Origin of the sequence: Streptomyces sp. NPDC000151 (genome assembly GCF_040301705.1) — a bacterium.
Taxonomy (GTDB): Bacteria; Actinomycetota; Actinomycetes; order Streptomycetales; family Streptomycetaceae; genus Streptomyces.
Genome location: NZ_JBEPFC010000127.1, coordinates 1 through 21,314 on the forward strand (window position 1 = coordinate 1; position 21,314 = coordinate 21,314).

Consider the following 21,314-nt stretch of genomic DNA (forward strand, 5'->3'; position numbering starts at 1 on the left):
CCCCATCGCTCCGCGTCGACTCCCTCCTCCGCCTTGCATCTGCACGCACCAGACCCCGCTCCCTGATCCGGCCTGATCCGTAAGACACCCCCTAGCGGCCGGGCCGTGCGATCGGGCGCGTACGACGGCCGGCGTCCCGCGCGTGTCCTCCGGTGGGCGGCGGGAGTTGGGCAGTGCACCTGTCCCGCGTGTCCGCTCCGGATCCGGAGGTCCCGCCCGTGCGTCGCCCGCTCCCCGCCAGTCGCCCGTCCCAGCCCGCCGCCCCGGCCACCGTGCCGCCCCCCGCCCTGCACGCCCCGCCCCCGCCCTCCGTGTCCTCCGCCTCCTCGCCCGCGTCCCCCGACGGCTCGGTCTCGCCCCGTACGGCGGCGCGCACGGCCCGCTCCCTGGCCCGTACGGCCGCCGCGGTCGCCGCCGCGTCCGCCTTCGCCGTCTCGCTCACCGGCTGCATGAGCGTCAGCGAGGACGCGCCGAAGCCCAAGCCCTCCGGCCGCGTCGACGGGCACCACGGCAGCGACGCCCAGCCGGACGGCGGATCGGCCGACGCGCCCGGTGGCGGGCCGCGCCGGATGGGCCGGTCCTCGGGCCCGATGGAGGACGGCAGTCGCGCCGCGCCCTCGGACGGCGCGGACCCGTCGGCGGACGAGGAGCGGACTCCGGCGGCCCCGGGGAGCGGCGGGACGACGGGCAGCGGGCGTCCGGGGTCGGAGAGCCCCACGGAGGGCAGCCCGCCCCGCCCGGCCCCGCCCCGGCCGTCCGGCTACCCGAAGCCGACGCCCACCCCTTCCCGTACGACCCCGGCGCCGGACCCGACGCCCACGCCGAGCCAGGACCCGCCCCCGAGCAGCCCCGCGCAGACCGACCCGCAGTCGGGCACCCCGGACTCCGCACAGCCCGGCGGCGGCGACGCTTCGTAGTCGGCTTCGATATCGGCTTCGTCATCGGCTTCGTCATCACGACTGGGTGGTCGGCAGCCTCCTGGGCCGCAGCGCCGCAGGGGCGGGGACCGGCCGTTGACCGGCGAAAACCGGCCGATCGGCGGACGGCCGGCGGTGTCGGGCCAGGGCCGCCCGGTACCGCATTTGCCTTCGGGGGGATGGGGTGCGTATGGTGGTAGATCGTTTGATCCCATTTGCCCGGCGCCCACCGGATCCTCTTCGTCGAAGAGGACGAAGCGCGTCGCGTGGCGCGTTCTCTCCTTGCCGTGGCTGACCGCATAGAGGCGGTCTTTTGTGAAACAACACGGAGTTTGGGCGCGTGCCGAGACTCCGGAAGGTTTCGCATTTCGCATGTCCATTTCCACTGACCAGTCCGCCATGCCCGCACACGACGAGCAGGCCCCCCGCACCGACGACCAGGCCGTGCACCAGGACGAGCAGGCCACCGCCGCCGTCGAGGGCACCGAGGCCGTCGAGTCCACCGAGGCCGTCGCCGACGAGCCGCAGGCCCCCGAAGAGCCGCAGGTCACCTTCGCGGACCTGGGTCTGGACGAGAAGATCGTCCGCAAGCTGGCGCAGAACGGTGTCACCACCCCGTTCCCGATCCAGGCGGCGACCATCCCGGACGCCATCGCGGGCCGCGACATCCTCGGCCGCGGCCGCACCGGCTCCGGCAAGACCCTCTCCTTCGGTCTCCCGCTGCTGACCCAGCTGTCCGGCGGCTCCACCGAGAAGAAGCGCCCGCGCGGCGTCATCCTCACCCCGACCCGCGAGCTGGCCATGCAGGTCGCCGACGCGCTGCAGCCGTACGGTGACGTCCTCGGCCTCAAGATCAAGGTCGTCTGCGGCGGCACGTCCATGGGCAACCAGATCTACGCCCTGGAGCGCGGCGTCGACATCCTCGTCGCCACCCCGGGCCGACTGCGCGACATCATCAACCGCGGCGCCTGCTCCCTGGACAAGGTGCAGGTCGCGGTCCTGGACGAGGCCGACCAGATGGCCGACCTGGGCTTCCTGCCCGAGGTCACCGAGCTGCTCGACCTGGTGCCGGCCGGCGGCCAGCGGATGCTCTTCTCCGCCACGATGGAGAACGAGATCGGCACGCTGGTCAAGCGCTACCTGACCGACCCGGCGACGCACGAGGTCGACAGCGCCCAGGGCAACGTCACGACCATGACGCACCACGTCCTCGTCGTGAAGCCGAAGGACAAGGCGCCGGTCACCGCCGCCATCGCCGCCCGTAAGGGCCGCACGATCATCTTCGTCCGTACGCAGCTGGGCGCCGACCGTATCGCCGAGCAGCTCGTGGAAGCGGGCGTGCAGGCGGACGCGCTGCACGGCGGCATGACGCAGGGCGCCCGTACCCGCGTCCTCGCGGACTTCAAGGACGGTTACGTCAACGCGCTCGTCGCCACCGACGTCGCCGCCCGCGGTATCCACGTCGACGGCATCGACCTGGTCCTGAACGTGGACCCGGCCGGCGACCACAAGGACTACCTGCACCGCTCGGGCCGTACCGCCCGCGCCGGCCAGTCCGGCACGGTGGTCTCCCTGGCCCTGCCGCACCAGCGTCGCCAGATCTTCCGCCTGATGGAGGACGCGGGCGTGGACGCCTCGCGCCACATCGTCGGCGGCGCGGGCGTCTTCGACGACGAGGTCGCCCAGATCACCGGCGCCCGCTCGCTGACCGAGGTGCAGGCCGACTCGGCCGCGAACGCCGCCAAGCAGGCGGAGCGCGAGGTCGCCGAGCTGACCCGCGAGCTGGAGCGGCTGCAGCGCCGCGCCGTCGAGCTGCGCGAGGACGCGGACCGGCTGACCGCCCGTGCCGCGCGCGAGCGGGGCGAGGACCCGGAGGCCGCGGTGCAGGCCAAGGCCGAGGCGGACGCTGCCGCCGAGGCGGAGGGCGCCGCACAGGCCGAGGTGTCGCTGCCGGCCCAGGCCGCGCGCACCCCGGAGTCCGACGAGGCGCCGCGCCGCTCCTCGTACCGCGACGACCGCGGCAACTACGAGCGCCGTGACCGTCGGGACGACCGTGGTGGCCGTTCCTTCGACCGCAACGACCGTAACGACCGCGGTGGCGACCGGGGCGGTTTCAACCGTGACCGTCGCGACGACCGTGGCGGCCGTTCCTTCGACCGCAACGACCGTAACGACCGCGGTGGCGACCGTGGTGGCTTCAACCGTGACCGTCGGGACGACCGTGGCGGCCGTTCCTTCGACCGCAACGACCGTAACGACCGCGGTGGCGACCGGGGCGGTTTCAACCGTGACCGTCGGGACGACCGTGGCGGCCGCCCCTTCAACCGCGACGACCGTGGCGGCGACCGTGGTGGCTTCAACCGTGACCGTCGGGACGACCGCGGTGGCCGCCCCTTCAACAGCCGCGACGACCGCGGCGGTGACCGAGGCGGTTTCAACCGTGACGACCGTGGCGGCAACGCCGGTGGCCGTTCGTTCGAGCGCCGTGACCACCGTGGCGGCGACCGCCCGTTCAACCGCGACCGCCGCGACGACCGCCCGTCGTCCTTCGGCCGTGACCGCGACAACGACCGTCGCCCGCACGGCCGCCGGGACGACCACCGCGGCGGCAACGCCGGTGGCCGCTCCTTCGACCGCCGCGCCGACAAGCCGCGCTGGAAGCGCAACGGCTGATCCAAGAAGCGCAGCACGTACCGCTGAAACGTCCGTGCGCCGCTGACAGACCGGTGGGTCCGTCCTCCCCAGGACGGGCCCACCGGCGCGTTCATACCGTCCCGCGCACCCTCATAACGGAGTTCTCCGAGCCACTCCGACCCCGCCGACCCCTGATGCCTTCCAGTTGTGGTGCGAGCGCGGGCTATGCTGCTCGGTGCGGGCCATTAGCTCAATTGGCAGAGCAGTGGACTTTTAATCCATTGGTTCAGGGTTCGAGCCCCTGATGGCCCACCGTGGTGGGTCGGAGGAAGCCCCTCCGACCTGTAGTGCAGCGCTCCGTCGGCTCAGGCCGGCCGGAGCGCTGTGTCGTTTCCGCCTCAGGGTCGTTTCCGCCTCAGGGTCGTTTCCGCCTCGGGGATCAGGCTCGTACACCTCCGTTGATCGAAGCGGGGCGGGAGATGACCAGGTGTGTCCCGGTGGTGCGGTCGTATGTCCGTCCCGCAGGAAGAAGCGGGCAGCTCATGGCATTCACGGGTACGGGGCGGTGGCCGGGGTGAGACTCGGGCGCGGGCGGCGGACAGCGGCCGGAGTACCGGATGGGAGCCCACCGTGGAGGAGACGGGGCCGGGACGAGCGGCGGGGAGCCCAGAGCCCGAAGCGACGAGTTTCGTCGGGCGCGGCAGGGAACTGAGCGCCTTGACGGACCTGGTGGTCGGCGCTCGGCTGGTGACGCTGACCGGGGTGGGCGGAGTGGGCAAGACCCGCTTGGCCAAGCGCGCCGCGGCCGAGATGCGGGACGCCTTCCCCGACGGGGTACGGCTGGTCGAACTTTCACCGCTGCACGAGGCGACCTCGATTCCGCTCGCTGTGTATGAAGTGCTGCGGCTGGCCGACCAGACCACGCGGCCGGCGATCGAGGTGGTGGCCGAATGGCTGGCCGACAAGCGGCTGCTGTTGATCCTGGACTGTTGCGAACACCTGGCCGCCGGGTGCGCCGACTTCGTCGAGGCGCTGCTGGCCGCGGCTCCCGGGGCGCACTTCCTGGCCACCAGCCGCTGCCCCCTCAAGGCCCAGGGGGAGCGCGTGATGGCCGTACCGCCGCTGCCCGTCAGTACGGCGGGAAGCTCCCACGGGTCGGTACCGCCCGATGCTGCGGTGCTGTCCGATGCGGTGGTGCTGTCCGACGCTGCGGTGCTGTCCGATGCGACGGTGCTGTCCGATGCGACGGTGCTGTTCATGGAGCGCGCCGCCGAAGCCGCACCCGGTACGGTCCTCGCGGCGGGGGACGGCGCGGCGGTGGCCGAGATCTGCGCACGCCTGGAAGGCATTCCCCTCGCCATCGAACTCGCTGCCGCCCGGCTGCCGGAGATGCCCCTGGACCGGCTCCGTGAGCGGTTGCACGCCCGCTTCGAGACCCTGACCTCCCCCGACCCGTGGCACGGCGAGGGCGAGCGCAGGCACCTGGCGCTGCGCACCACGATCGGCTGGAGCCACGAGCTGTGTGCCCCGCTGGAGCGGCTGGCGTGGGCCCGGCTCTCGGTGTTCGCCGGCGGTTTTGAGCAGGAGGCGGCCGAACGGGTTTGCGAAGGGGGTCCGCTCAGCGGTCACCAGGTGCCGGAGCTCCTGTCCCGCCTGGTGGACAAGTCCGTCCTGCAGCGTACGGAGACCCCGCACGGCCCCCGGTACGCGATGCTCGACACCGTCCGCGAGTACGGCGGGCAGTGGCTGCACGAGCTGGACGAGGAGCGGCAGACGCGCCGTCGGCACCGTGATCACTACCTGCGTGTGGCACGGCGGGGCTGCGACGAGTGGGTCGGGCCCGACCAGGTGCTGTGGTGCGAGCGCGTCATCGCCGAGCACGCCAACATGCGGGCCGCCATGGACTTCTGCCTGACCGGACAGGAACGCCACACCGCCGTGGAGATGGCCGGGTGTCTGGGTTTCCTCTGGCGCTACTGCGGGTTCAGCCGGGACGGACAGCGGTACCTGGACCTGGTACTCGATCCGGAACCCGAGCCCGGCCCGGCGCGGACCTGGGCGCTCTTCGCCCGCGGATCCATCGCCTTCTCCCAAGGAGACCTGGAGGCGGCGGGCCGCTGCGGAGCGGCCTGTGCGGCCGCCGCGTTGCAGCCGGGCCAGGAGGACACCGGAGCTGTCGCCGCCGGTGCCGGGGTCCTGGGGATGAGCCTTGCGATGAGGGGAGAGCTTGTCCGCGCGGCCGAGGTACTCGACGGAGTCCTGCACCGACGCGTCCGGGAGGCACGCTACGAGATCGCCGAGCTCCAGGTCCGCCTGTGCCGCCTGTTCACCCACGTGCTGATGAAGGAGTTCGCCCACGCCCGGGTCGTGGCCGATGAGCTGCGGGCGGAATGCCGGCGATACGGCGAGCGCTGGGTGTGTGCCTACGCGGACTACATGCGGGCGTTGGTGGACCTCGCGCAGGGAGACCCGCACTCGGCGACGGGCCATGCCCGCCAGGCGATGAGGGGGCACTGGGCGCTCCACAACACCACGGGAACCGCGGTGGCCCTGGACGCGCTGGCTTCGGCGGTCCTGGCCGACGGCGACGGGGAGCAGTCGGCGTGGCTGCTGGGCCTTGGCCAGCAGGTCTGGCAGGTCGTCGGCAGCGCGCAGATGGATTCGCCGGGACTCGCCGCCGTTCGCCGGTCCTGCGAGGACCGCGCCCGGCGAGCCCTTGGCGAAGCGGCGTACGAGGCAGCCTTCCGCAAGGGCCTGGAGAGCGGTATGGACGACGGCCTCACTGCTGTCCGACGCGGGCGTTGAACCCGGCTCCGGCTGCCCGGCGGAAGGCCGGGGCGCGCCCGTGATGGTCGGGGCGCGCCCGTGATGGATGGGCGCGCGCCGCAGCTGCGCACACCCTTCTTCCGCGGATCTTCCGCCGGCCGGGAACGCCTGTACGCCGGTCAGGAGTTGAAAGAGTGTCCAGACACATCCAGAGGTATCCGAACGCATCGGTGGCATCCGGAGGGGGCTCGTGGTCGTGACCGTGACCGTGACCCGTCCGGCCCTCGAAGAGTCGCCGCGCGGTGCCGCGGCGGACACCCTGGGACGGCGGTACGGCGGTACGGAGAGCGGTGGGGGAAGGAGGCCGGTGCGGATGGGGCGAGGCAGAGTGGGCGTGCCGGGCGACCGGGAGCGGCGGGCCCGTCGGGACGGGCTGTCGCCGGTCAGCCGCCGGCTGGTCTGCTGGCTGCCCGCTGTGCTCCTGATCGGCGGGCTGGCCTTCGACCTCCTGACGCCGACCCGGTACACCGCCGCGCCGTTCTTCTCGGCGGCGCCGCTGGTCGCCGCGCCGCTGTACTCGCTGCGGAACACGGCGCTGGTCAGCGTCCTGTCCGTACTGGCGGAGCTGGGCGTGGCCGTCTTCCACGGCCGGACCGGCGGCTACGAGTCGTACACCGAAGCGGTGACGGTCCTGGTCGTCGCCCTCCTGGCGCTCGGTATCAACAGGGCCGTGCGGATGACCGACGCCCGGCTCGCCTCCGTGCGCGACGTGGCGGAGGCCGCCCAGCGGGCCGTACTGCCGCTGCCGCCGGACCGCATCAGCGGGCTCGACGTCGCCGCGCGGTACGAAGCGGCGCAGGCGGATGCCCGTATCGGGGGCGATCTGTACGCCGTGCAGGACACCCCGCACGGCGTACGGCTCATCGTCGGCGACGTGCGGGGCAAGGGCCTGGAGGCGGTGGAGGCCGCCGTGATCGTCATCGGCGCCTTCCGGGAGGCCGCGGAGCAGGAGGCCACGCTGGAGGCGGTGGCGGGGCGGCTGGAGCGGGCGCTGCAGCGCGAGGGGAGCCGGCGGGCGGGGCTGGACCAGTTCGAGGGGTTCACCACGGCGGTGCTCGCCGAGGTGCCGTCCGAGCATCGCGGCGTGCTGCGGGTGCTGAACCGCGGCCATCCGGCGCCGCTGCTGCTGTGCGCGGACGGCACGCTGCGCGAGCTGGAGCCGCGGGCCCCGGCGCTGCCGCTCGGGCTGAGCGAGGTCGCGGGCTGGCCGGACCGGGCCGACCAGGCCGATTTCCCGCCCGGCGCGATGCTGCTGCTGTTCACCGACGGGGTGACCGAGGCGCGGGACAGCGGGGGCGTGTTCTACCAGCCGGCGGTCCGGCTGGCCGGCCGGCTGTTCACCGGTCCCGACGCGCTGCTGGACGCCCTGGTGGACGACGTGGCACGGCACACGGGAGGGGAGACGGCGGACGACATGGCCCTGCTGGCGCTACGAAGACCGGAGGGGTAGGGACGGTGCCTCCTCCAGCCACTGCACGCTCTGTCCGTGCTGGCCCGTGAGGGCGACCGGGTGGCCGTCGAGCGCGAGGGTGAGCTGGTGCGCGTCGGCGGGGCGCGGTCCGGGCAGCCACGGCAGCACGCTGTGGTGCTCGTTGGAGACCCAGTGCCCGGCCCGGTCCACCAGGACCGACCGTACGACCCGGGCGAACTCCTCGCGGCGCTCCAGCGGCAGATACGTCAGCACGGCCGTGTGGAAGACCACCAGCGTCGCGTCGCGCGGCGCCCGCGCGGCCAGCGCGGGCAGCTCGTCCAGGAGGTCGCCGCGCACGAGCGGAGCCGGCGGTGCCTGCCGTACGGCCTCGATGGCGTCGCGCTGACGCCGCTGACGTTCCGCCGCATCGGGCGTCGACCCGGGCCAGATCAGCGCCTGGAGCCAGCGCACGTCGTCGGCGTCGGCCACGTCGAGCGGGTTCAGGTCGATCCCCGCCCGCCAGGCGATCCGGGGCAGCCCGGTCGGTACCGGCGTGCCCGGGGACGTACGGCAGGAAAAGACGACCGGGCTGTCCGGAGCGCCGAACTCCGGTCCGTCGTCGTAGCGATAGCGGTACCGGTCCGGGTGCAGGCACAGCCCGGCCGACGCGCCGACCTCCAGGAGCGCGAGCGGCTGGGGGAGCCGGGCGAGGAGCGGCAGCAGTGTGGCGCAGCGCGCGGGTTCGTTGGTCTGCGTGAGCCGCCGCATCATGACGTCGCGTACGTCGTCCCAGTGCCGGATCGTCCACTCGCGCCACGTGCGGTACGCGAAGTCGCCGCGCGGCCCCTGGTCGGCGTGCGGGCCGTCGAGGTAACGGACGGCGGCGAGCAGGAGATTGGGCTGCTGCTTGTTGCCGGGCGGCAGGGAGGCGCCCAGGAAGTCGCAGAATTCCGGGTCCTGGCTGATGCGGGCGGTCAGCTCCTCATGCGCTTCGGACTCGCCCCGCGCCTGCTGCCACGAGAACTCCGCGTACCGATCCGCCACTGCCTGCGCGCTGTTGACGACCATGATCAGACGTTACTGCTCTCACTGTACGTAATCGCTGCGCACCCCTCCGCATAACAACTGACAAACGATCAGTCCGCTACGGGTTTCCGATGCCCGGTCAACTCGCCCCCATTTGGTCATGACTGGTGGCATAAGTCCAGCTCAGCGGGCGTACGGATTCCGGGGAACGCTTGGAATCCGGCCGTCCCGTCCATTACTGTCCGATAACGCAGCGCGGTCGGACCAGCCGTCGCAAGAGGCGGCACCGCGCGGCCGACGCCGAATCCCATAAGCGCACTTCACCACCGCACCACCTGCCCAGGGAACCGGGGAACCACCACCTTGGGGTGAATCGGACGACTCCCCCCGGAGCCGCCCGTAGGAGACCTTCCTGCTCCGAACCCGTCAGCTAACCCGGTAGGCGAGAAGGAAGGAAAGGAGTGCGCCCCCGTGGCGTCCAACAAGCCTGCCCCCGACCCGTCTCCCGGGTCCCCGCACCTCGCGCACGACTCGTACCGCACCCACGATGCGTACGCGGCGCACGGCACCCACGAGTCCCCCAGGACGCACGCCGAGCCGGCGCCCGCCGACACCGCCACCTTCCCCGCCGTGAGCGATCCGGGTGCGGCGGGCGGCCCGTGGGAGGAGTGGAACCCCACCGAGGAGTCCGTACGCCCCGTACGCGGCCGGCACCGCGTGGCCAAGCAGCGCGGCGGCGGCCTCGCCCGCAGCAGTACGGTCCTGGGCGTCGGCGTCATCGCGGCGGTCGGCGCGGGCGGCATGGCCTCCGCGCAGGGCAAGCCGCAGGTCTCCATATCCATGCCCGACCTGGGCAGCATGGCCGAACACGTATCCGAGAAACTCCCCGCGGCGGAGAGCCTGCCGGGCATCGGCGGTCTGGTCTCCCACGACTCCTCCGGTACGGGCGCGGACGGTGCGCAGGGCGGCCCGTTCACCCGGGCGGGCGGCGGCGAGTCCGCGCAGGGCGGCGGCGAGGCGCTCCGCGCCCGCATCCTGGAGCAGGCCGAACAGGCGCAGAGCTCCGCCGACCAGGAGGCCCGCGAGACCGCCGAACAGGCCGCGGTCCAGCAGGCCGAGGCGGACGCGGCCGAGCGCCAGAAGCACGCCGAGAGCGCGAAGAAGAAGGCCGCGGCGGAAGCCAAGGCCAAGGCCGAGGAAGAGGCGCGCAAGAAGGCGGCCGCCGCCCGCGCCGCCGAGCTCGCCGAACTGGCCAAGAGCTACACCCTCCCGGTCTCCTCTTTCACCATCACCGCCACCTTCGGACAGGGCGGCGACCGCTGGGCCGCCGACCACACAGGGCTGGACTTCGCCGCCCCGACCGGTACCCCGGCCAAGGCCGTGCACGGCGGCACGATCACGCAGGCCGGCTGGGCGGGCTCGTACGGCTACCGCATCGTCGTCACCCTCGACGACGGCACCGAGCTCTGGTACTGCCACCTCTCCTCGATGGTGAAGACCTCGGGCAAGGTGAACGCCGGCGACGTCATCGGCCGGGTCGGCGCCACTGGCAATGTCACGGGCCCGCACCTCCACCTGGAGGTCCGCCCGAGCCCGGACACGCCGGTCGACCCGATGCCGTGGCTGCGCGACCACGGGCTGAAGGTCTGACGACGACGCCTGACGACGACGCCTGACGACGACGCCTGACGACGACGTCTGATGACGACGTCTGATGACGACGATGGCGTGAAGGTCTGAGAACGCCCGCTCTCCGGGGTCGCCTTCGGGGTCGTCTTCGGGCGCGCCTTCGGGCCATCCTCCGCCCGCCGGGCTTCCGTCCGCCCGTCCGGGGCACTTGTCCGCCGTCGCCGCCGCCTCGTGCGCCCCGCTCCGCCGCGACCGGGAACCGGGCGTACTAGCAGGAGGGGAGAGGCGGTGGCCGACGGCCGGGTCTCCGCGTAGCGCGGGCCCGCACACCACGGCGGCCCTGATGGCCACCCGCACACCGCGGGGGCCATCGGGCCGCCGGGCGTATCTTCGGCCGTCCGGCGAGCGCAACCCATCCCGCTCCCGCAGAATGAACGGGCCCCCGCCACCGCGCCCCAAGAAGAACGGCGCCGAGCCAAGGACGGCCCCAGTGGAGTGGACCCTCGAAGTTGTCACCGTCCCCGTCACCGACCAGGACCGTGCGAAGCGCTTCTACGAAGAACAGTGCGGCTTCAAGGCCGACGTGGACTCGCAAGTCGCCGAAGGGGTACGGATCATCCAGCTGACCCCGCCCGGTTCGCGCTGCTCGATCGCCCTCATCCAGGGCCTGCCGCCGGCACCCGGCCAGTCCGCCATGGCCCCGGGCTCGCTCCAGGGCCTGCAGCTGTGCGTGGTGGACATCGAAGCGGCCCACGCGGAGCTGGTACGGCGCGGGGTGGAGGTCGGTCCGGTACAGCATCTCGGCGCCGAGGGCTGGGCCGAAGGCCGCGGCGAGACGTGGAACTCCTTCATGTTCTTCAAGGACCCCGACGGCAACGGCTGGACGGTCCAGGAGGCACCGTCCCCGCTCAGTAACCGCTAGGGCGGCAGGCAGTCGGCATTCGAGTGACGCCCCGTCACGTCCCGGAATAACTCCGCCTCCCAACCCCGCTGACGCTCACATGTCCACGTCTTCCGCTTCTTCCGCCCCCACGCCCGGCCACGGCCCCGTCCCCGTCGCCGCCACCAAGCCCCTGGGCTCGCTCACGGTCTCCCCCCTCTCCCTCGGCGGCAACGTCTTCGGCTGGACCGCCGACGTGGCGACGTCCTTCGAGGTGCTGGACGCGTTCACCGGGGCCGGCGGCAACTTCATCGACACGGCCGACGCCTACTCCGTCTTCGCCCCCGGCAACAAGGGCGGCGAATCCGAGACGATCATCGGCGACTGGCACACCGCCCGCGGCAACCGCTCCGACCTCGTCATCGCCACGAAGGTCGGCGCCCTCCCCGACCGCAAGGGCCTGTCCGCCGCCAACATCAAGGCGGCCGTCGACGAGTCCCTGACCCGCCTCCGCACCGATCACATCGACCTCTACTACACCCACTACGACGACGAGTCCGTCGAGGTCTCCGAGATCATCTCCACCCTCGACGACCTGGTGAAGGCCGGCAAGGTCCGCGAGATCGGCGCCTCCAACATCTCGCCCGAGCGGCTCCAGGCCTCACTCGAATTCTCCGAACGCGAGGGCCTGGCCAAGTACGTCGCCCTCCAGCCGCACTACAACCTCGTCTCCCGCGACACGTACGAGGGCCCGCTGCGCGACATCGCCGCCCGCCACGGTCTGGGCGCCATGCCGTACTACGGCCTTGCCTCCGGCTTCCTGACCGGCAAGTACCGTCCGGGCACCGACGTGGACAGCGCCCGCTCCGGCAAGGCCGCCGCACACCTCGCCACCGAGCGCGGCCGCCGCGTCCTGGCCGCCCTGGACGAGGTCGCGGCCCGCCACGACGCCGAACAGGCCACCGTCGCCCTCGCCTGGCTCGCCGCCCAGCCCACCGTCACGGCCCCGATCGCCAGCGCCCGCACGGTCGCCCAGCTCCCGGCCCTCCTGGCCCTCGGCACCCTCCCCCTCACCCACGAGGACCTCACCCTCCTGACGGACGCCTCGGCGTAGTCCACGAGACCCGCGCTACACACCAAGGGCGGCTGCGTACGGGTAGTACGCAGCCGCCCTCGTCTTCTCCCTCCCCCATGCTCACTTCCGGTCGACGACCACCCACGAAGCCGCCGCCACGGCCCCCGCCACCGCGAACACCGACGGCCAGGCCCCCACCTTCTTCGCCAACGGATGCGACCCGGCGAACGCCGCGACATACAGCCCGCTCAACGCCGCCGCCGTCCCGTTCCCACCCTTCCGCTGCCACTCCCGAGCAGCCACAGCCCCGGCCGCCGCCAACGCCACCCCACCAAGCGGCCGCTTCTTGGTCCATCGAGCCACCCCATACCCCGCGACCAGCCCCGCAGCCGCCACCACACCCGCCGGAACCCGAGCCATCACGACAACCTCCACATCAAGGGATCTTTCAATCGACCTTATGACTAAGCGCCTTGACGGCAGCGAGGGGGTTGAGTGACGCCCATCACTTTGCGTCTAGGTTCGATCGAAAGTGATCAAAGGTTGCCACGATGGGTCGATGGCGAATGAAACGTTCATTGGGCATGTGGACGGGGCGATCCCAGGCTCCTCCTTCGAGAGCAGGGATGCCGTAAAGGCGGCGAATCTGCACTCGCAGAATCAGGCGGGGATTTCCACCAACAAGGACTCGGACGGCCAACGGGTGGCAAATGCGATCGTCCTCAACGGTGGATACGAAGACGACGAAGATCACTGGCACTGGATCCGCTACACCGGTGCTGGCGGTCGGAACGACTCCAAGAAGAATCAAGTTGCTGACCAGGACTGGGAGCAGCAGACCAATGCGGCGTTGAAGCTGAGCTACGAGCGTGGTCACCCCATCCGCATCATCCGCGGGCATGAAGGCGATAAGCGGTACTCGCCGAAGAACGGCTACCGCTATGACGGCCTTTACGGAATCACAGACATCCGCATGGTGGAAGGGAAGTCTGGGTGGCAGATCTGCCAGTTCGATCTGCATCGCCTGACGGACTCGAAGCAGGAGCTTACGGAGCCCGAGCAGAAGATCGCCGCGCTCTTTGACTTCGACGCGGAAGAGAAGTTCCCCGAAACGCGTACGACGACCGTGCAGCGCATCGTGCGGGACACCGCGGTCGTACGGCGAGTGAAGGGCATGTACGACCACGAATGCCAGGTGTGTGGCTTCCGCCTGGTGGGCGGCGATGGCAAGGCGTACAGCGAAGGGGCCCACATTCGCCCGCTGGGGAAGCTGCATCGTGGACCCGACGTAGAGCAGAACGTCCTCTGTCTCTGCGCCAACTGTCACGTGCGTCTCGATAAGGGCGCCATCTACATTTCCGATGACTGGCGTGTTGTGGAACGAGGGGCTGTCTTGCAACCGGGTGCGGTCTTCCCTGAGCTCACCCGATTCCCTGAACACAACATTGGCACGGACTACACCGAGTACCACCGGAAGTGGTGGGACAAGAAGCTTTCCGCGTCATAGCGCGCGCTGTCGTGCAATCAGAGGGCCCATCAGTGGGGACGGTGGATGTGCTGGTGGGCGTGGGTGAGGGCTGGGTGGGCTAGGGGTTTGGTTTGCCAGAGGTGGTGGAGGAGGGCGCGTTCGCGGGTGTGGAAGTCGGGGGTGGGGCCCGTGCGGTGGGCGCGGCGGCGGAGGAAGGCGAGGGAGGTGGCCAGGGCGGCGTATTCCGTTACGGCGCGGGCGGCGGCCGGGCCGTGGGTGCGGCGGGCTATCGAGCGGGCGAGGGCGCGCGTCCTGAGGGAGGAGAGGGTGAGCGGGTCGGTCGGGGTGAGCCAGCCGGCGGCCGCGTACGGGGGGAGGTACGTGCGCAAGGAGAGCAGCTCCTGGCGGCGGGACCAGACGGCGAGGCAGGAGAGAGCGGCGAAGACCGGGACCATGAAGAGCCCGTAGACGGCCAGGAACCCGAAGCTGCCGAGGGACGAGGCGCTGTTCCATATGGAGTGGAGCAGGATCGCCGTCGTGAGGCCGAGGGCGGGGAGCGCCAGGCGCAGCGAGCGGTGGTGGGGGTAATGGGTCGCAGCTATGCCGAAGGACAGGCCGGTGAGGACCGTGAAGAGCGGGTGCGCGAACGGCGACATGATGACGCGTACGAAGAAGGTGCCGGCGGTGAGCGAGTCGGCGAGGCCGGCCAGTGAGTGCAGGCTGAACGAGCCGAGCGAGAGGTCGCGGCCGACGGCGTTGCCGAGGTAGAGGACGTTCTCGGTGAACGCGAAGCCGGTGGCGGTGAGGCCGGCGATGACGATGCCGTCCGTGATGCCGTCGACGTGCCGGCGGCGGAAGAGGAAGAGGAGGAGGACGGCGGCCGCCTTCGCCGTCTCCTCGACGACCGGGGCGACGACCGTACTGCTCCAGGTCTCGGCGTCGGTCGGGGAGACGCTGGCGATGTTCGTACTCAGCCATTGGGTCGCGAAGCCGTTGGCGGTGATCGCGACGAGGGTCGCGGCGCAGGCGCCCCAGGCGAAGGCGAACGCGAGGTTGCGCCAGGGTTCCGGTTCCACGCGGTCCAGCCAGCGGAAGGCCGTGACGAGGATCGGTACCGGGAAGACGGCGAGGGCGAAGCCGACCAGGAACCCTTCCGTGCCGGTCTGGCGGCGGACCAGGGTCAGGATGGCTATGCCGGAGAGCGTCAGCAGGGCTATGAGGGTGATGAGGGAAGCGATGCGGAGCACCGCCCGGCGGGGGGCGCGTTGCTTGCCTACGCGTACGCCGCTGCCGTGCTCGAGCGCGCCTCTGCCGTGTTCGTGTATGCCTCTGCCGTGTTCCTGTATGCCTCTGCGGCGGGTGTCCGTCGTTGCGCCGGCGGGGGGCTGGGGCAGAGGCGGTGGACCGCTCGGGGGTCCGTACTGGGGGCCCGAGGGGCGGTCCGGTGACGGCTTGGACGGGTGCACTCTTCGACAGTAACCACGAGGTGGCGGCGGCGCGCGCAGTCGTGCACCGGGGCTGAGAGCCGATGGGTGGGGCGGTCGGTACGGGCCAGTTTTGCCCGTACCTGTGTACGGATTGGGCCGGTACGGATCGCGGAGACTCCGGCGTCCGTCGGCTCAGTCCGTGCGGCGGCGGAAGAGGAGGTCGTGGACGACGTGGCCCTTGTCCAGGCCCTGGCCCTCGAACTTGGTGAGGGGGCGGAATTCCGGGCGGGGTGCGTAGCCGGAGTCCGGATGGAGGTTCTCCAGGGTCGGCTCGGCGCTCAGGACCTCGAGCATCTGCTCCGCGTACGGCTCCCAGTCGGTGGCGCAGTGGACGGTCGCGCCCGGGGCGAGCCGCGTGCTGACCAGGGAGAGGAACTCCGGCTGGATCAGGCGGCGCTTGTGGTGGCGCTTTTTCGGCCACGGGTCCGGGAAGTACACGCGCAGACCGGCCAAGGAGGCGGGCGCGAGCATCTCGCGGAGGAGGATGATCGCGTCGCCGTTGGCCACCCGGACGTTGGACAGGCCGTTGCGCTCGGCCAGGGCAAGGAGGTTGCCCTGGCCGGGGGTGTGGACGTCGCAGGCGAGGATGCCGGTGTCCGGGTCGGCGGCGGCCATCTGGGCGGTCGCCTCGCCCATGCCGAAGCCGATCTCCAGGACGACGGGCAGGTCGTGACCGTCGAAGAGCTCGTTCAGGTCGATCCGGGAGAGGCCGTCGATGTCCAGGCCCCACTTGGGCCACAGGCGGCGGAGCGCGTCGGCCTGGGTGGGGGAGACGCGGCTGCGGCGAGGCTGGAACGAACGGATGCGCCGTTCGTGGTGCGAGCCCGCCGGGTCGGCGGCCGGTCCGGTCCCGTCGGGGAACATCGGCTCGCCGCGGTGGCGCGTCTGGTGCGCCTGGTGCGCCTGGCGCACGGGGGGCGTCTGGGGCGCGACGGGGTGCGTCTGGGGGATGGCGGAGGCGCCCGCGTATCCCTCGGGTGCGGTGGGGGCGGCGTCGGCTGGGGTGACGGGGTTCTCGGACACAGTGGGTCGATTCTACGGGCGGGGGAGCGGGGCCGACGGGGTCGGTGGTCGGTGGCCGGGGAGGGCTGTCCGGCTGCCCGCCGGTGGCCGGGTGCCGCTGTGCCCACCCGTGCCGCCCCTAGCGGCACGACTGCCCACAGCGGCGGCGGGGCCAACAGCGGCGGCGGGCAGTCCGCAGCGGCGGCGGGCAGTCCGCAGTGGTAGCGGGCGGCCCACAGTGGTAGTGCGCTGGTTACCCGAGGGACCGCAGTGCTCGGGCTGCTATTTCTCGGCCGATGGGGAGGGACGCCGTGGCCGCGGGGGACGGGGCGTTGAGGACGTGGATGGTGTGCGGGCCCTCGGTGATGAGGAAGTCGTCCACGAGGGTGCCGTCGGGCAGCACCGCCTGGGCGCGCACGCCGGCCGGGCAGGGAGTGAGGTCGTCGGCCGTGACCGCCGGGAGCAGGCGACGCACCGCGTCCGTGAAGGCGCGCTTGGAGAGGGAGCGGTGCAGCTCGCCCACGCCGTACCGCCAGTGGCGGCGGGCTATCTGCCAGGCGCCCGGATACGCCAGGGTGCCGGCCAGCTCGCCGGGCCGGACCGTCCGCCAGTCGTACCCCTCGCGGGCCAGCGCCGGGACGGCGTTCGGCCCGAGGTGGACCTCGCCGTGTACGCCGCGGGTGAGGTGGACGCCGAGGAACGGGAAGGCCGGGTCGGGGACGGGGTAGACCAGGCCGCGGACCAGGGAGTCGCGCGCGGGGGAGAGGGAGTAGTACTCGCCGCGGAACGGGACGATGCGCATCCCGGGGGCGTCACCGGCCAGCCGGGCGACGCGGTCGCAGTGCAGGCCCGCGCAGTTCACCAGCGTGCGGGCGCGGACGACCCGGCCGCCGGCCGTACGCACCGCGACGCGGCCGCCGCGCCGGCCGATCGTCCGCACGTCCGCGCCGTACTCGATGCGCGCGCCGCCCTCCGTCGCGAGCCGGCCCAGCAGCTCCGCGACCGCGCCGAAGTCGGCCACGCCGGTCGTGCCGACATGGATGGCCGCGAGGCCGCGCACCTCCGGCTCGTACTCCTGGATCTGCGCGGGGCCCAGCTCGCGGACGGGGATGCCGTGCTCGCGGCCGCGCTGGATGAGGGAGTGCAGGCGGGGCAGCTCGGCGCGGTCGGTGGCGACGATCAGCTTGCCGGTGATGTCGTGCGGGATGTCGTGCTCGGCGCAGAACTTGACCATCTCGGCCGAGCCTTCGAGCGCGAAGCGGGCCTTGAGGGAGCCGGGTGGGTAGTAGATGCCGCTGTGGATCACGCCGCTGTTCCGGCCCGTCTGGTGGCGGGCGGGGCCGGGCTCCTTCTCCAGTACGACGACTCGGGTGCCGGGCGCTTCCCGGGTGATCGCGTACGCCGTCGAGAGGCCGACGATGCCGGCGCCGATGATCACGACGTCGCAGTCGGAGCGGGGAGCGGTGCCGGGGGTCCCGGCGGGCCAGGAGGCGTCGACAGGCCTGGAGGCGTCGGCGGGCCGGGGATCGCCGACGGTCCGCGCGTCGTCCCCTCCTGCGCCCGCGGGCTCCGGCGCCCCTGTTTCCGCACGCCGCGCGGCCCCCGCGCCCTCACCCGGGGCCTGCCCCGCGGGCCGCCCCTCCGCCTGCTCGAACGTCATCGCGGCAGCACCTCCCCATCACGAGCAACGTCACGTCACGACCGACATACCCATCATGACGGGGGGCACTGACATCCGTCCCGCACCGGCTCCGTCGCCCGGGCCTTGACCAGGGCGGCGCACCGGGAAGAGCCGCCCGAAAGAGCGCACCGGGAGGGGGCGGGCAGGCGGGCGACCGCCTAGACCGGCGCCACCAGCAACGGCCGCGCCCGTTCCCGCAGCTCCACCACGCGTGGCTCGTCGCCGTACGGCTCCAGCCGGTGCAGGAGGTCGCGCACGTACTCCGTGGTGCGGGCGGAAGAGATGCGCCCGGCCACCTCGACCGCGCGGGTGCCCGCCGCGCAGGCCGCGTCCAGATTGCCCGATTCCAGCTCGGCCACCGCCGACACCACCAGCCGCAGGCCGTGCGAGCGCACGAATTCCTCGGTCGGGCGGGACAGGGCCTGTTCCGTGAAGCGCCGTACCTGGCGCGGAAGTCTCAGGTCGCGGTAGCACTCGGCGGCATCGGCCGCGAACCGCTCGTACGAGTAGAAGTCCAGCCAGGACGGGTCCGGGTCGCCCTCACGGGACCGTTCGAGCCAGCCCTCGGACGCCTTCAGGGCGACCTCGCAGGCGCGGCCTTCGCCGGCCTTCGCCTGGGCGCGCGCCTCGACCAGCCGGAAGAAGCTCATCGTGCGGGCGGTCGCCAGCCCCCGGTTCCGCTCCAGCGCGGCCTGGGCGAGGTCGACGCCCTCGTCGGCGAAGCCGCGGTAGGTCGCCTGCAGCGACATCGAGGCCAGGACGTAGCCGCCCAGGGGTACGTCGGCGGCGGCGCGGGCGAGGCGCAGCGCCTGGATGTAGTACCGCTGCGCCGCCTCCTGCTGGCCCGTGTCGAACGCCATCCAGCCGGCCAGCCGGGTCAGCTCGGCCGTCGCCCCGAACAGCGCGCGTCCCACCTCGTCGCTGTACGAGGCGAGGAGTAACGGGGCCGCGTCCACCCGGAGGCACTCGGGCACCATCGAGGAACGCCAGTCGCCGCCGCCGTACTTGGAGTCCCAGCGGCGCGCGTCCTCGGCCGCCTCGCGCAGCTTGGAGACGTCGCTGTGGCCGACGTGCTGCGGCAGCGGCTCGCCGCCGGCGACCGCCGCGTCCTTCGGGTCGTCCTTGCCGGCCGGGTCCTTGCCCGAGGGGACGGACGTACTGGGGACCCCGGAGGCCGTCGGCGCGCCACCAGGTGCGGCGACCGGGCCCGAAGGGCTGCCCTCGGGGCCCGCGTCCGCCTCCGTGTCCTGCGGTCCGCCCCGGCCCGTTCTCGCCTCGGGAACGCCCCGCGCCACCGAGCTGTCGGCCGGGGATATGAGCCAGCGGGAGGCCGGAGTGGCGTATGCGCTGACGGAGAAGGAACCGGCCAGGCTCTGCCAGATGCCGCCGCCGCCCGCCCGCCGTCCGGCCAGATCCAGCCGGTACAGCTCGGTCGCGGACCGTACGGCCGCGTTCACGTCGCGTGGGAAGGACAGGCCCACTTCGGGCGCGGGGTCGGCGTCGGCCAGCCCGATTTCGTGCAGAGGCACCGGCCGGCCGAGCTTGCTGCCGATCGCAGCCGCAATCAAGTGCGGCGCCGCTCCCTGCGGCACCATGCCCTTCGACACCCACCGGGCGACCGAAGTCTTGTCGTAGCGGAGCGTCAGGCCACGCTGCGCACCGAGGTCGTTGACCCGGCGGGCGAGCCCGGCGTTACTGATCCCCGCGAGGGCGAGAACGGTGCCGAGTTTTTCGTTCGGCCCGCGAGTATCCCTGGACATGCGCACCCCTCGACCAAGCGACGGCCACCCCGTACTCCCCGGGGCATGCGTCCACCCAGAGTAGTTCGCTGAATCCCGACCGTTAAGGGCCGGTGTCCCGGATGGCGAGATTCGTGTCTGGAGAGGAGGACGCGCGTGGGCATGTGCTCCGGGTACGTGTTGCCGTGCGCCCGTCCGTGCGCGCTGGCCGCTCCATGGCGGGCACGTTTCCATGGGACTTGCGTGGGTCGGCCCGCTGCACTGGATCCAGTGGGCTGGGGGACACCGCCACCTCATTCCCCGCGGGTGGCGGTCCGGTCCGGGGGGTGAGTCCCACCTCCCGGACTGTCGCGATCACTTACGCAACGCATCGGAACGGGACCGCCAGGCGGTCCGTACGGTCCGCCGCCCGGGTCGCGCGCCCCAACGGCCGCCCCTGAATGCGCCGGGTACGCGCCGAGAGCGCTTCCGCCCGCAACGTATCGGTACGGAACGGACTTTGGCTGAATACCGTCACCCGCCGTTTTTCCGCCGTAGGCGGCGCGCAGCCCCGGGAAGCGGACCGCGCAGCCCCCAGAAGCGGCCCGCGCGGCTCCTGAAGGTGGGTGCGCGCTGCTCTTCGGAGCGGTGTCGCGGCTCCAGAGGGCGCCCGCGCGTACACGCCGTCCTCATGCCGCCTCCCACCCGCCCCTGTCGTGGCAGAGTGGTCCGCACAACTGCTGTGCCACGCGCTGTGCGGGGCGGACGAGTGCCCCGTGACCGGCGTACGGAGCGACGGGGAGACGGGCGGAGGCCGCGATGCGCTGGTTGGTGGGGTGGAGCAGTACCGCCACGGGCCCGGACCCCATCGACGACAGCCGTACGGTGCTCCCCGTAGGGGCCCAACTCCTGTGGGGCGACCCCGATCCGCTGTGGGCGGTCGGCGACTGGCGCCCCGATGAAGTACGCATCGTGCAGGCCGACCCCGAGACCCGGATCGCGGTCTTCGGGGTGTGCGGCGCCACCGACGACCAGTTGCGGGTGGGCCTCCTCGCCGCACGAGGCGGTGCGCTGCGCCATCTCACCGCCTGGCCCGGCAGTTACACCGCCGTCGCCCAGGTGGGCCGGCGGCTGACGGTCACCGGCGATCTGGCGGGCGCGCGCCCGGTGTTCCACACCCGGTGGGCGGGCGGCACGGCCTACGCGACCGCCGCGCTGCCGCTCGCCGACCTGATCGAGGCGAGCCTCGACGTCGGGCACCTCGCGGCACTGCTGGCCTGCCCGGACGCCCCCGAGGCGCTCGGCACCGGCACGCCGTACATGGGCGTGCGGCGCGTGCCGCCCGGCCACGCCCTCGTGCTGCGCGGCGGCTCCAGCGAGATCACCTCGTACGAACAGACCCATTCGCTCGCCGTCTCGGCGCCGCAGCTCGCGCCCGAACAGGCCGTGGACGGCGTGCGGGAGGCGCTCGTGGACGCCGTACGGGCCCGGCTGGCGGCCCCGCGGCACGCGCCCGACCCGCACGGCGGCCCGGGCGCCGCGGGCGGCCTCGACCCCGGC

The 21,314-nt window shown here is 72.4% G+C and carries 15 protein-coding genes, 1 tRNA gene and 1 riboswitch; of the genes, 10 read left to right on the forward strand and 6 right to left on the reverse strand.

Translation table 11 applies throughout. The annotated features are described in order from the left end of the window. Positions 1-218: 218 nt before the first annotated feature. The 5 genes from ABT381_RS27555 (at position 219) to ABT381_RS27575 (ending at position 7,827) form a co-directional block, all read left to right on the forward strand. Entirely contained in the window at positions 219-917 is a 699-nt protein-coding gene (locus ABT381_RS27555) for a hypothetical protein (protein WP_351599271.1), read from the forward strand. 372 nt (positions 918-1,289) lie between these two features. Further along, complete coding sequence (locus ABT381_RS27560; protein WP_351599272.1) at positions 1,290-3,590, forward strand: DEAD/DEAH box helicase; 2,301 nt, start codon at positions 1,290-1,292, stop codon at positions 3,588-3,590. A gap of 200 nt (positions 3,591-3,790) precedes the next feature. Then, positions 3,791-3,863 (forward strand) — tRNA-Lys (locus ABT381_RS27565). A 405-nt stretch (positions 3,864-4,268) separates the two neighbouring features. Continuing rightward, a complete protein-coding gene (locus ABT381_RS27570) occupies positions 4,269-6,356 on the forward strand; it encodes an ATP-binding protein (RefSeq protein WP_351599273.1) in 2,088 nt (695 codons plus the stop codon). Between the two features lie 334 nt (positions 6,357-6,690). Continuing rightward, positions 6,691-7,827 carry a PP2C family protein-serine/threonine phosphatase gene (locus ABT381_RS27575; RefSeq protein ID WP_351599274.1) on the forward strand — a complete coding sequence of 379 codons (1,137 nt, stop codon included), beginning with the start codon at positions 6,691-6,693 and terminating at the stop codon, positions 7,825-7,827. Here the strand turns inward: ABT381_RS27575 and ABT381_RS27580 are convergent. Continuing rightward, positions 7,807-8,856, reverse strand: a complete 1,050-nt coding sequence (locus ABT381_RS27580; RefSeq protein WP_351599275.1) for a DUF2332 domain-containing protein — start codon at positions 8,854-8,856, stop codon at positions 7,807-7,809. The genes ABT381_RS27575 and ABT381_RS27580 overlap by 21 nt on opposite strands. A gap of 275 nt (positions 8,857-9,131) precedes the next feature. Beyond that, positions 9,132-9,274: riboswitch (cyclic di-AMP (ydaO/yuaA leader) on the forward strand. 11 nt (positions 9,275-9,285) lie between these two features. Here ABT381_RS27580 and ABT381_RS27585 point away from each other — a divergent pair. From ABT381_RS27585 to ABT381_RS27595, 3 genes are all read left to right on the forward strand, one after another. Beyond that, positions 9,286-10,464: a M23 family metallopeptidase gene (locus tag ABT381_RS27585; RefSeq protein ID WP_467754731.1), complete on the forward strand. Its 1,179-nt coding sequence runs from the start codon at positions 9,286-9,288 to the stop codon at positions 10,462-10,464. A 469-nt stretch (positions 10,465-10,933) separates the two neighbouring features. Then, entirely contained in the window at positions 10,934-11,365 is a 432-nt protein-coding gene (locus ABT381_RS27590; protein WP_351599276.1) for a VOC family protein, read from the forward strand. 79 nt (positions 11,366-11,444) lie between these two features. Further along, positions 11,445-12,437 carry an aldo/keto reductase gene (locus ABT381_RS27595; protein ID WP_351599277.1) on the forward strand — a complete coding sequence of 331 codons (993 nt, stop codon included), beginning with the start codon at positions 11,445-11,447 and terminating at the stop codon, positions 12,435-12,437. 81 nt (positions 12,438-12,518) lie between these two features. Here the strand turns inward: ABT381_RS27595 and ABT381_RS27600 are convergent, their stop codons facing one another. Further along, positions 12,519-12,818 carry a hypothetical protein gene (locus ABT381_RS27600; RefSeq protein WP_351599283.1) on the reverse strand — a complete coding sequence of 100 codons (300 nt, stop codon included), beginning with the start codon at positions 12,816-12,818 and terminating at the stop codon, positions 12,519-12,521. Positions 12,819-12,957: 139 nt separating this feature from the next. On the opposite strand from ABT381_RS27600, the gene ABT381_RS27605 reads away from it, so the two are divergent. Beyond that, positions 12,958-13,905, forward strand: a complete 948-nt coding sequence (locus ABT381_RS27605) for a YDG/SRA domain-containing protein (RefSeq protein WP_351599278.1) — start codon at positions 12,958-12,960, stop codon at positions 13,903-13,905. 29 nt (positions 13,906-13,934) lie between these two features. Here the strand turns inward: ABT381_RS27605 and ABT381_RS27610 are convergent, their stop codons facing one another. From ABT381_RS27610 to ABT381_RS27625, 4 genes are all read right to left on the reverse strand, one after another. Then, the gene (locus ABT381_RS27610) at positions 13,935-15,332 is read right to left on the reverse strand and encodes a PrsW family intramembrane metalloprotease (RefSeq protein ID WP_351599279.1); all 1,398 of its coding nucleotides are present in this window, start codon (positions 15,330-15,332) and stop codon (positions 13,935-13,937) included. Between the two features lie 153 nt (positions 15,333-15,485). Further along, the gene (trmB, locus tag ABT381_RS27615) at positions 15,486-16,265 is read right to left on the reverse strand and encodes a tRNA (guanosine(46)-N7)-methyltransferase TrmB (protein WP_351599284.1); all 780 of its coding nucleotides are present in this window, start codon (positions 16,263-16,265) and stop codon (positions 15,486-15,488) included. A gap of 343 nt (positions 16,266-16,608) precedes the next feature. After that, positions 16,609-18,015 carry an L-2-hydroxyglutarate dehydrogenase gene (gene lhgD / locus ABT381_RS27620; RefSeq protein WP_351599280.1) on the reverse strand — a complete coding sequence of 469 codons (1,407 nt, stop codon included), beginning with the start codon at positions 18,013-18,015 and terminating at the stop codon, positions 16,609-16,611. A 179-nt stretch (positions 18,016-18,194) separates the two neighbouring features. Further along, positions 18,195-19,796, reverse strand: coding sequence for an NsdA family TPR-like regulatory protein (locus tag ABT381_RS27625; RefSeq protein WP_351599281.1), 1,602 nt, complete (start codon positions 19,794-19,796; stop codon positions 18,195-18,197). Positions 19,797-20,573: 777 nt separating this feature from the next. On the opposite strand from ABT381_RS27625, the gene ABT381_RS27630 reads away from it, so the two are divergent. Further along, on the forward strand, positions 20,574-21,314 hold a 741-nt coding region (locus ABT381_RS27630), incomplete at its 3' end, for a macrolactam cyclase family protein (RefSeq protein WP_502965721.1).